At 65.6% G+C, this 11,012-nt stretch carries 12 protein-coding genes; 7 read left to right on the forward strand and 5 right to left on the reverse strand.

Annotated features, from left to right (window positions below; all coding sequences use genetic code 11):
- Positions 1-52: 52 nt before the first annotated feature.
- Entirely contained in the window at positions 53-565 is a 513-nt protein-coding gene (locus tag ASF79_RS16900; RefSeq protein WP_055857445.1) for a MarR family winged helix-turn-helix transcriptional regulator, read from the reverse strand.
- A gap of 40 nt (positions 566-605) precedes the next feature.
- On the opposite strand from ASF79_RS16900, the gene ASF79_RS16905 reads away from it, so the two are divergent.
- Complete coding sequence (locus tag ASF79_RS16905) at positions 606-1,517, forward strand: DMT family transporter (RefSeq protein WP_235480627.1); 912 nt, start codon at positions 606-608, stop codon at positions 1,515-1,517.
- Positions 1,514-1,906, forward strand: coding sequence for a PPOX class F420-dependent oxidoreductase (locus tag ASF79_RS16910; RefSeq protein ID WP_055857428.1), 393 nt, complete (start codon positions 1,514-1,516; stop codon positions 1,904-1,906). The genes ASF79_RS16905 and ASF79_RS16910 overlap by 4 nt, the downstream gene beginning before the upstream one ends.
- Positions 1,907-1,932: 26 nt before the next feature.
- Here ASF79_RS16910 and ASF79_RS16915 read toward each other — a convergent pair whose 3' ends face one another.
- Positions 1,933-3,744 carry a DEAD/DEAH box helicase gene (locus ASF79_RS16915; RefSeq protein WP_055781745.1) on the reverse strand — a complete coding sequence of 604 codons (1,812 nt, stop codon included), beginning with the start codon at positions 3,742-3,744 and terminating at the stop codon, positions 1,933-1,935.
- A 34-nt stretch (positions 3,745-3,778) separates the two neighbouring features.
- Positions 3,779-4,135 carry an MmcQ/YjbR family DNA-binding protein gene (locus ASF79_RS16920; RefSeq protein ID WP_082466324.1) on the reverse strand — a complete coding sequence of 119 codons (357 nt, stop codon included), beginning with the start codon at positions 4,133-4,135 and terminating at the stop codon, positions 3,779-3,781.
- A 92-nt stretch (positions 4,136-4,227) separates the two neighbouring features.
- On the opposite strand from ASF79_RS16920, the gene ASF79_RS16925 reads away from it, so the two are divergent.
- Positions 4,228-4,860 (forward strand): hypothetical protein, encoded by a 633-nt coding sequence (locus ASF79_RS16925; protein WP_055781743.1) that lies wholly within the window; start codon positions 4,228-4,230, stop codon positions 4,858-4,860.
- 15 nt (positions 4,861-4,875) lie between these two features.
- Here the strand turns inward: ASF79_RS16925 and ASF79_RS16930 are convergent, their stop codons facing one another.
- A complete protein-coding gene (locus ASF79_RS16930) occupies positions 4,876-5,874 on the reverse strand; it encodes an LLM class flavin-dependent oxidoreductase (protein ID WP_055857430.1) in 999 nt (332 codons plus the stop codon).
- Positions 5,875-5,944: 70 nt separating this feature from the next.
- Positions 5,945-6,199 (reverse strand): DUF4190 domain-containing protein, encoded by a 255-nt coding sequence (locus ASF79_RS16935; protein WP_055857433.1) that lies wholly within the window; start codon positions 6,197-6,199, stop codon positions 5,945-5,947.
- 353 nt (positions 6,200-6,552) lie between these two features.
- On the opposite strand from ASF79_RS16935, the gene ASF79_RS16940 reads away from it, so the two are divergent.
- The 4 genes from ASF79_RS16940 (at position 6,553) to ligD (ending at position 10,858) form a co-directional block, all read left to right on the forward strand.
- Positions 6,553-7,857 carry a quaternary amine ABC transporter ATP-binding protein gene (locus ASF79_RS16940; RefSeq protein WP_200933596.1) on the forward strand — a complete coding sequence of 435 codons (1,305 nt, stop codon included), beginning with the start codon at positions 6,553-6,555 and terminating at the stop codon, positions 7,855-7,857.
- Positions 7,854-8,798 (forward strand): ABC transporter permease, encoded by a 945-nt coding sequence (locus tag ASF79_RS16945; RefSeq protein WP_082496019.1) that lies wholly within the window; start codon positions 7,854-7,856, stop codon positions 8,796-8,798. The genes ASF79_RS16940 and ASF79_RS16945 overlap by 4 nt, the downstream gene beginning before the upstream one ends.
- Before the next feature lie 71 nt (positions 8,799-8,869).
- Positions 8,870-9,772: a glycine betaine ABC transporter substrate-binding protein gene (locus ASF79_RS16950; protein WP_055857435.1), complete on the forward strand. Its 903-nt coding sequence runs from the start codon at positions 8,870-8,872 to the stop codon at positions 9,770-9,772.
- A gap of 63 nt (positions 9,773-9,835) precedes the next feature.
- Complete coding sequence (gene ligD / locus ASF79_RS16955; protein WP_055857438.1) at positions 9,836-10,858, forward strand: non-homologous end-joining DNA ligase; 1,023 nt, start codon at positions 9,836-9,838, stop codon at positions 10,856-10,858.
- Positions 10,859-11,012: the final 154 nt, after the last annotated feature.

Raw genomic sequence — 11,012 nt, forward strand, 5'->3', positions numbered from 1 at the left:
GGGCTGGGCGCGAGACTGTGCTAGTCGGCGTCCGGCGGCGTCCGCCGGGCGTCTATGCCTCGAAGTGCGCCAGCCACGTGGTCAGCAACGATTCGAGCTGGGCGAGTTGCTCATCCGTGAGCCCGTCGAGCAATCGCCGCTCGTTCTCCATGTGCTCGGTGAATGCTCTATCGATGACCTCTCGGCCGGCCTCCGTGAGAGCCACCACCCGAGAACGGCTGTCGTGCTCGCTGACTCGTCGGGCGACGAGCCCGGCGCGCTCGAGGCGGTCGACCCGTTTGGTGATCGCTCCCGTAGTGACCATGGTGTGAGCGGCAAGCTCGCCCGGCACACGTTCGTAGGGGGCGCCCGCGCGACGGAGAGCGGCGAGCACATCGAACTCGCCCTCGCCCAGATCGTGCTTCGCGTACACCTCGAGGATGGAGTCGGTCAGGTGCATACCCAGGCGATGCACACGCCCGATGACTCCCTGTGGCCTCACGTCGACATCGGGTCGCTCACGAGCCCACTCCTGCTGGATGCGGGCCACATGATCGGGGGTGGGGAGCGGCTGGCCTACTGACATGATCCCCATCTTACCTTCCGTGGAAGCTATACTAGCTTCCATGGAAGCTAAATCATCGATGAGCGATCGAAACGGGCCAGGCTCGTGGGCCCTGCTCACGGCGATCGCTCCGATCGCCTGGGGCACTACCTACTTCGTCACTCGGGAATTCCTGCCCGACGGGTACCCGCTGTACGGCGCCCTCATTCGAGCGCTACCGGCCGGAATACTCCTTCTTTTGCTGGCTCGGCGGCGGCCGAGAGGATCGTGGTGGTGGAAGTCGGTGGTCCTGGGCACGCTCAATATGGGCGCGTTCTTCGTGCTTGTCTACCTTGCCGCGCAGCTCTTACCGACGAGCATCGCGTCGACGGTCATGGCGGCCGGGCCGGTGGTCATGCTGATGCTCGCCTGGGCCATTCTCGGCGCGCGACCGCGTGTCGTCCAGGTCATCGCGTCGGCCATCGGCATCCTCGGTGTCGCTCTTCTGCTGCTGACCGGAGCCCAGGCTGTGAATCCCGGCGGCGTCGCGGCATCCGTCTCTGCCCTGCTGATGTCGTCGCTCGGCTACGTGCTGGCGAAGAGGTGGGGGGACGATGTCGACGCGCTCTCGTCGACCGCCTGGCAGCTCATCGCAGCCGGTGTGCTTCTCGCCCCCGTCGCCGTCATCGTCGAGGGTGCGCCGCCGACGATGGATGTCACGATCATGCTCGCCTACGGCTACATCTCGATTGTCGGCACGGCGGTGGCGTTCGTCGCCTGGTTCACCGGCCTGCGGCATCTCGGCGCGGGAACGGTGGGACTGATCGGTCTGTTGAACCCGGTAACCGGGGTGCTGCTCGGAACGCTCGTCGCCGGCGAGCTCCTCACGCTCAGGCAAGCCGTGGGAGTCATGATCATCCTCGCCGGGGTGCTGCTCGGGCAGCCGACATTCTCAGGCGCCCTGATGTCCGCGCGTGCTTGGATGAGGACATGACTGACATCATCCCCACCGGCTACGCGGAGCTGCTCGAGAACCCGAACTACGGTCATCTAGGAACGGTTCGACCCGACGATACGGTGCAGGTGAATCCGATGTGGTTCCTGCGCGACGGAGACACGCTGAGGTTCACGCACACCACGAAGAGGGCCAAGTTCAGAAACCTCCAGCACAACTCCTCGATGAGCCTGTCGGTCATCGATCCCGATGAACCGTTCAGATATCTCGAAGTGCGCGGGCGTCTCATCGCCGTCGAACCCGACCCCACGGGCGCGTTCTATGTCGTGCTGGGCAAGCGCTACGGCAACCCGGCGCAGACGCCGCCGCCCGACTCTGCGGATCGTGTCGTTCTCGTGATGAGTATCGAGAAGATCACGAAGCAGTAGCCGGGGGCGACAGCGGCAGGGTTCGCTCAGTCGCGGCCGTAGCGCGGTCGATCTTCGCGCTTGGCCGAGTTACCTGCGCGATCAGGGCGCAGCTCGATCAGCTTGCCGCTGATGCGGGTGTTCTGAAGGCGGTCGAGCACGTCGCCGGGCAGGTCGCTCGGCAGTTCGACCAGCGAGAAGTCGGGCCTAATCTGGATGGCACCGAAGTCTCCGCGGTTCAGGCCGCCCTCGTTGGCGATGGCACCCACGATCTGCCGGGGCTCGACCTTCTGCCGCTTGCCGACCGCGATGCGGTAGGTGGTCTTGGGTCCACCGGAGCTGCGCGGCGCACGGTCGGGGCGATCGCCGCGCTCGGGGCGCTCCCATTTGTCGCCGTGGGTTCCTCGCTCGGCGCGAGCGGGACGGTCGTCGCGGAACCGATCGTTTCGCTCGGGCCGCTCCCGCGAATCGCGCTCGAATCGCGGCGTGCGCACCGGCTCGGGGTCGAGCAGCAGGGGAGTGTCGCCCTGCGCGACCACGGCGAGCGCCGCGGCCACGTCGGCCTCGGGTACGTCGTGGTGCTCCACGTAGTGTCCGACGATGTCTCTGAACTGCTGGATCTGCTCCGGCTGGCTGAGGGCGGCGGTGATCGCGTCATCGAAGCGCGTGAGGCGCGTCGCGTTCACATCGTCGACGCTCGGCAGCTTCATCTCTGTCAGCGGCTGGCGGGTCGCCTTCTCGATGGCCGTGAGCATCCGGCGCTCACGCGGGGTGACGAAGCTGATCGCGTCGCCGGTGCGCCCCGCTCGCCCCGTACGGCCGATGCGGTGCACATACGACTCGGTGTCGATGGGGATGTCGAAGTTGACGACGTGGCTGATGCGCTCGACGTCGAGACCGCGCGCGGCGACATCGGTCGCGACCAGGATGTCGAGCTTGCCCGACTTGAGCTGGTTGACGGTTCGCTCACGCTGAGCCTGGACGATGTCGCCGTTGATGGCCGCTGCGGAGTAGCCGCGAGCGCGCAGCTTCTCTGCGAGTGTCTCTGTCTCGTTCTTCGTGCGGGTGAAGACGATCATCCCCTCGAAGTTCTCGGTCTCGAGAATGCGTGTCAGAGCGTCGACCTTCTGGGGGTACGACACGATCAAGTAGCGCTGCGTCGTGTTGACCGACGTCGTGGTCTTGTTCTTGACCGTGATCTCTTCGGGGTCGTGCAGGTACTTGGCCGAGATACGCCGGATCTGGGAGGGCATCGTCGCGGAGAACAGAGCGACCTGCTTGTCTTCGGGCGTGTCCGCGAGGATCGTCTCGACGTCTTCGGCGAAGCCCATCTTGAGCATTTCGTCGGCCTCGTCGAGAACCAGGTACTTCAGCTGCGAGAGGTCGAGCGTGCCCTTTTCGAGGTGGTCCATGATGCGACCGGGCGTGCCGACGACGATATGCACGCCGCGGCGCAAAGCGGAGAGCTGCACGCCGTAGCCTTGGCCGCCGTATACAGGCAGCACGTGAACTCCCCGCAGGTGTGAGGCGTACTTCTCGAACGCTTCGCAGACCTGCAGGGCGAGTTCACGGGTGGGTGCCAGGACGAGGGCCTGAGGGGTCTTTTGCGCGAGATCGAGGCGCGACAGAATCGGCAGGGCGAACGCCGCGGTCTTGCCGGTACCCGTCTGGGCGAGTCCGACGACGTCGCGGCCGTCGAGAAGAAGGGGGATCGTTGCGGCCTGGATCGCGGACGGGGTCTCATAACCCACGTCTTTGAGTGCCTTGAGAACCGCGTCGTCGAGCCCGAGATCGGAGAATGTCTGCTCGACCTGCGCGGTGTCGGCCTCGGTCGGGCCGGAAATTGTAGAGGATGCCATCCTCCAACGGTAGCCCAACGAGTGGGCGCGGGCGTCAGGCGGGCCGTTTGTCGCGGGGGAGCCCTGCGACGACGAGCTCGTACGAGTTCACGATCAGGTCTGTGACGAGCTGGGGATCGACGTCGGGGCCGATGGTCACGGTCACCCAGTGACGCTTGTTCATGTGGTAACCGGGGGTGATCCATCCGTAGTCCCTGACCAACGCCTCGGCGTGCGGCGGATCTGCCTTCAGCGTCACCGTGACAGGCTCGCCGTCGAGGTTCGTGATGGCGAACACCTTGCCGACGACCTTGTACACGCTCGTCTCAGGCCCGAAAGGATTCTCGTCGCGCGTGGCCGGCAGCGCGTCGCACACGGCGAAAATGTCCTCTCGTGCGAAGTGCTGCTGCATGATCCGAGCGTACAGTTGGCGTAGTCGCCATGAACAGCTATCACCAGCCCCCGTCGAGGCCGGTCGCCCGGCCCGCCTCCCGACGCTCACGAGTGACGCGTCGCGTCCTCGGCGTCGCCGCGGGCGCTGCGGTTCTCGCTCTCGCCTCGCTGACGGCGCTTGCTCCTCCGCCTGCACCGGCTCAGGATGACCTGGCGGCCGCGAGCTCCGCGTCTGGATACTCGGCTTCGGAGCAGGTGCTGGACCTGCCCGCTGGGCTCAGCCAGGCATCCGTCACGCGTGATTCGTTCGCCACGGTGGCCGGGGTTCAGGGTCTGGCCAAGGGGAGCACGAACCGCGATTGGGCAGAGCTCGTGCTGCTGCTCGGCGACTTTCCGCGCACCGACGACAACATCACGGTCATGATGCGATGGATGAGGCAGGAGAACGGCCCCGACGACTGGTGGAACCGAAACAACCCGCTGAACAACGGCTGGGGATCCGGGGGCAACAGCGGTCTGGGAAGCTATGACAACCTCGTCATCGCCGCCGAGAATGCGGCCGAGGCGCTGCACGGCAACCCGGGATACTCGGCTATCGTCGCCGGCTTCTCCTCGTCGGCTCCCACCGCCCAGATCGAGCAGGCGATCTGGGCGTCGCCCTGGGCCACGAGCCACTACGCGAACGGTGGCCACTGGTCATATGCTCCGGTGCCGGTGATCGAATCTCCCGCCGGCACCTGGTGATCGTCGCGCGATCGGCTAGACGGACACCCTGTTCATCGCTTCGGCCGTGAGCTCGACAGAACGAAGCCGCCCGCGCAGCTCGGGGGACTGGTGGGCGATGATCAATTCGTCGGCGTGCGAGTGGCGAGCGAAGTCCTCGAGGTAGTCCCGCACCTCTGAGGGGGTGCCCACTGCGGAGTAGGTCATCATCGAGGCGAGCTGGCGACCGTTCGGCGTGGTGAGGAACTCGTCGATCTGAGCGTCGGTGTAATCGGGGGTCGCGGGGCCTCGGGAGATCATGCCGCGCACTCTGGCGCGCCGCGTCGTCGCGGCCTGCTCGACCGCGTCATCGTGATCGTCGGATGCCACGACATTGACTCCCGCGATGACGTGCGGCTCGGCGAGTTGCTCCGAGGGTCGGAATCCGCCGCGATATGCGGCGACGGCCTCGTGCAGCGCGTCGGGCGCGAAATGCGACGCGAACGCGTAGGGCAGCCCGAGCTGCGCTGCGAGCTGCGCGCCGAAGAGAGACGAGCCGAGAATGTAGAGCGGCACGATGCCACGAGCGCGGGGCACGGCCTGCACGCCGGGGATGCGCGAGTCGCCGCTCAGGAATCCCTGGAGTTCGACCACGTCCTGGGGAAAGGATTCCGCCGACATGGGGTCCCGACGGAGAGCGCGCATCGTATTCTGATCGCTTCCGGGCGCGCGCCCCAGGCCCAGGTCGATGCGCCCCGGGTAGAGCGTCTCGAGGGTGCCGAACTGTTCGGCGACGGTGAGAGGCGAGTGGTTCGGAAGCATCACCCCACCCGACCCGAGCCTGATCGACGACGTGTGCGCCGCGACGTACCCGATCAGAACGCTCGTCGCGGACGACGCGATGCTGGCCATGTTGTGGTGCTCGGCGTACCAGACCCGACGGTATCCCGTGCGTTCGGCCGCCTGGGCGAGGGCGACGCTGTCCTCGAAGCTCTCGCGCGCGGTCTGACCGGGTGCGATGGGGGCGAGATCGAGAATGGACAGCGGAATCGACATGGTGTGACAGCTTTCGTTTCGAGTACTCGGACGGTGCTTGGAGCTAGCCATCCTGTTCACTCAACGACTCTCAGGCCCCGGACATTCCACGGGTGATCAAGATGATCACGGCGACGGTGATCGCGATCAGGTAACCGAGCAGAGTGAGGTAGCCGATGACGAGCCCGATGATCGCCATGATGCGACCCTGTTCGCGGGTACGTCTGATCTGTGCGATCGAGACGTGCCCGAGGATGATCGGCACGATGGCGAAACCGAGGATGCTTGTGACGAGCGTCACGATGGAGAGAACGTTCGTGCGGGGATTCTCGCCGTGTGCATCCATGGTCCACACGTTACCCGAAGGTAACGAAACGGCATCGTCCGCAATCGCTGTCGTGTAGCGGATCGCGGCGTATCGTTCGTGCCATTTTGAGCAGAATACCCCCGTTCGAGGGTGGCATGAGTTTCAACGGGCATCGGATAGCTGTTACCGTTGTGCCCGGTCCATTGGCCAATCACCCCAAGACGCGCACCCGCAGGCCACTTGCCGCGGGTTCGTACGGTAAGCCGTGACAGCGACTCTCGGTGGCTTTCGCCCGCGCTGTTTGATGCGTCGAGAGCGATCACGGCAACCCGTCTGCGAGTACGGAACACGTCTGGCGACCGCCTTTAAGCTGCGCTGCGCCGCCAGTCGTGATGGAGATTCCTCACGTGACACTGACAACCCCGGCATTGAAGGCCGAACACCTCTACAAGGCATTCGGTCGCCGATCATCCGACATCGTCGACAGGCTGAAGGCCGGCAGTACCAGAGCGGAGCTGTCGTCTCTCGGAACAGCCGCCGTCATCGACGCGTCCTTCGACGTACAACCCGGCGAGATCTTCGTGGTCATGGGCCTGTCCGGCTCTGGCAAGTCGACGCTCATCCGCATGCTCAACGGACTGCTCGACGCCAGCAGCGGCAGCGTGACCATCGGCGGCTCTCCCATCACGGGCGTGCCGAAGGCCAAGCTGCGAGAGGTCCGTCGCCAGAAGGTGTCGATGGTGTTCCAGCACTTCGCTCTGCTTCCCCACCGCACCGTCATCGACAACATCGCCTACGGCCTCGAGATCCAGGGCGTGTCCAAGGCCGAGCGCACTCAGCGCGCCCGTGACATGGTCACGACCGTCGGTCTCGACGGCTGGGCCGACTCCCTGCCCGGTGAACTCTCGGGCGGCATGCAGCAGCGCGTCGGTCTGGCCCGCGCTCTCGCCGCCGATACTGACGTCCTGCTCATGGATGAGGCGTTCTCAGCCCTCGATCCGCTGATTCGCCGCGAGATGCAGGAGCAGCTCATCGAGCTGCAGCAGAAGCTCGGCAAGACCATCGTCTTCATTACCCACGACCTGAACGAGGCGATGTTCCTCGGCGACAGGATCGCGGTCATGCGCGACGGTCGCATCGTGCAGATCGGTACACCCGAAGAGATCCTCACGGATCCGGCGAACGACTACGTCGCCCAGTTCGTGCAGGACGTCGACCGGGCCCGAGTGCTCACTGCCTCGAGCGTGATGGAACAGGCGAAAGCAGTCATCCCCCTGTCGGCCGGACCGCGCGCCGCTCTCCGCATCATGCGCGACCTCCAGACCTCCGCCGTCTTCGTCACCCGACGCGACCGCAGCCTCGCAGGGGTCGTGCGCGACCGCGACGTGCTTCGTCAGGTCAAGTCAAACCAGAACGACCTCGAGGCGATCCTTCGTCATGAGGCCACCATCGTCCCCACCGACGCGCACCTCGTCGACTTGGTCGAGCCATCCGTCGGCAGCGACCTCCCCATCGCGGTCGTCGGCGACGACGGACGGCTGCTGGGCGTCATCCCTCGCGTGACCCTGCTTGCCGCGCTCGGCAATGTGTCGACCGGCACGGGAGATGTCCCCGTGCAGCTTCCGCCGACGACCCTGACGATGGAGGTCATCGCGGAGACCCTCCGCGAGTCCACGACGGAAGGGGCCGTGCGATGAGCGACTTCCGTCTCGACCTCGGAACCTGGGTCGCCGGGTTCATCTCGTACGTCACCGACACCTTCGGTGGGGCATTCGATGTGGTTCGCGCCATATTCCTGGCCGCATACGATGTGGTCGACCTGCTGCTCGCGTCGCCGCCCTTCTGGGCGGTGATCCTGATCGCCGCCATTCTCGGATACTTCGCCCGAGGCTGGAAGTTCGCACTCGGCACCGCCGTCGGCCTGCTCGTCATCGTGAGCGTGGATCAGTGGGAGAACGCGATGGATACGCTCGCGCTTGTTCTCGTCGCGAGTGTGCTGGCGATCGTGGTCAGCATCCCGTTGGGCATCTGGGCCGCAACCTCGTCGGTGGCGTCGAGGATCATCCGCCCGGTTCTCGACTTCATGCAGACGATGCCCGCCTTCGTCTACCTGATCCCCGCGCTCATCCTCTTTCGCGTCGGTGTTGTTCCGGGAATCGTGGCGACCGTCATCTTCGCCCTCGCCCCCGGTGTGAGACTGACGGAGCTGGGCATCCGTGGTGTCGACAAGGAGATCGTCGAGGCCGGTCAGGCATTCGGCGCATCGCGCTGGCGCATCCTCAGGCAGATTCAGTTGCCCCTTGCCCGTCCCACGATCATGGCCGGCGTCAACCAGGTGATCATGCTCTCGCTCTCGATGGTCGTCATCGCGGGCATGGTCGGTGCCGGGGGACTCGGTGCTCAGGTCGTCGCGAGCCTCAACCGGATCGACGTCGCATTGGGCTTCGAGGCGGGCCTCTCCGTGGTCATCCTCGCGATCTTCCTCGATCGTCTGACCGGCGCGCTCGGTGACGGCGACACGGTGCTCGGCCGGATGCTGGGGGCCCGTGCCGCACGACGACGCGCATCGGCCGCGCCCGCGGCGCCAGAGCGCCACACCGAACCGGCGCCGGAGCGCGCCGACCCGGCCCTCGTCTGACCGGCGGCGGCTCGCAGCTCTCTTTCTCACCCGACGGGTGGCCCATCCGGTCGCCCAGAACAGGAACACTCATGAAGAACAGCACCCGCATCATGTCTCTGCTCGCCCTCTCGACCGCCGGAGTCCTCGCGTTCGGAGGCTGCGCGGCCGTCGAGGCCGAGACCGTCGGAGACGGTAACGACGACAAGAAGGAACTCAGCCTCGCCGTCTTCAACGGCTGGGACGAGGGCATCGCCGCCTCGGAACTGTGGAAGGCCATCCTCGATGAGAAGGGCTACGACGTCGAACTCGAGTACGCCGACGTCGCACCGGTCTTCTCCGGCCTGTCGACCGGCGACTACGACCTCACCCTCGACGTCTGGCTGCCCGACACCCACGCGTCATACCTCGACGAGTACGGCGATGACATCGTCGACATCGGGGCATGGAACAACGAATCCAAGCTGACCATCGCGGTCAACGAGGACGCCCCCATCGACTCGCTGGCCGAACTGGCAGACAACGCCGACAAGTTCGACAACCGGATCGTGGGTATCGAGCCAGGAGCCGGCCTTACGAAGGCCACCACCGAGCGGGTCATCCCCGCCTACGGTCTCGAGGACATGGAATATGTGACGAGTTCGACGGCCGCGATGCTGACCGAGCTCAAGAGCGCGACCGACAAGGACGAGAACATCGTCGTGACCCTGTGGGAACCGCACTGGGCATACTCCGATCTGCCGATCAAGACCCTCGAGGACCCCGAGGGAACGCTTTCCTCCGTGGAGAGCCTGCACGCGTTCGCGCAGTCGGACTTCGCGAAGGAGTTCCCGCAGGCCGCGAAGTGGATCGGCGACTACAAGATGGACCTCGAGCAGCTGTACTCGCTCGAGAAGGCCATGTTCGTCGACTACGACGGCCAGGACTTCGGCCCCGTCGTCGAGAAGTGGATCTCGGAGAACCGCGACTACGTCGACTCGCTGACGGCCGAGTAGCCGTCACGTCGTTCGGGCGGCGGGGGAGTGACTCCGCGCCGCCCGGACGAGTAGCCTGCCCCTATGGCGAGCGAAGCGGCAAGCATCACTGTTCCCGGCCCCCACGGTGATCGGGAGGTGCGCATCTCGAGCCCTTCCCGGGTGATCTGGCCGGAGCCCGGCATCACCAAGCTCGATCTGGCGCACTATCTCGTCGCCGTCGGTGAGGCCTTCATCGTCGCGAACGGCGATCGACCCGTGTCGTTGCAGCGATTCTCCGGCGGCATAGACGGCGAGCAGTTCTTCTCGAAGAACCCTCCGAAGGGCGCACCCGACTATGTACGCAGTGAGATGGTGGTCTACCCGAGCGGTCGAACGCATCCGCAACTCGTGCTCGATGAGCCCGCGGCGGCCGTCTGGGCCGCGCAGATGAACACCATCGTGTTCCACCCGTGGGCGTCGCGCGCCACATCGAGCGATTTTCCCGACCAGTTGCGCATCGACCTCGATCCTCAACCGGGCACCGACTTCGACGATGCGAAACCCGTGGCGCTCGAGTTGCGGGCCGTCCTTGCCGAGGCGGGGCTGGAGGCGTTCATCAAGACCTCGGGAAATCGCGGGCTGCACGTGTTCGCGCCCATTCGACCCGATCACGAGTTTCTCGACGTCAGGCACGCGGTGATCGCCGCGGCCCGAGAACTGGAACGGCGCATACCACGCCAGGTCACCACCAACTGGTGGAAAGAGGAGCGCGGTGAACGCATGTTCGTCGACTACAACCAGGCCAATCGCGATCGAACGATGGCCGGTGCCTACAGTCCACGAGCGCTCGCCCACGCACCGGTCTCGTGTCCCCTCGCCTGGAGCGAACTCGACGCGGCCGACCCGACGGCTTTCACGATCCTGACCGTGCCCGAGCGCCTGTCGACGACCGGAGACCCGTGGGCGCAGATGCAGTCGTCGCCCGGCTCCATCGAGGTTCTCCTGGAGTGGTGGGCGCGCGACATCGAGAGCGGTCTGGGCGAGCTGCCCTTTCCTCCCGACTATCCCAAGATGCCGGGAGAGCCGCCGCGGGTGCAGCCGAGCAGGGCGAAGAAGCAACCGTGACGCGTTTCGTCGGTGTAAAGATCGGGTAACAACCCGATACCCCCTCTTGGGGGCACGCGGCTGTCTCCCTAGGCTGGCGCAACCGGCCCCAGCGAATCCAGCGGGGCCAGATCCGGGGGGGCCAAGTACTTCGCCATCATCCCGGCGATGTTCG

The sequence above is a fragment of the Agreia sp. Leaf335 genome, from assembly GCF_001423605.1.
Lineage (GTDB): Bacteria > Actinomycetota > Actinomycetes > Actinomycetales > Microbacteriaceae > Agreia.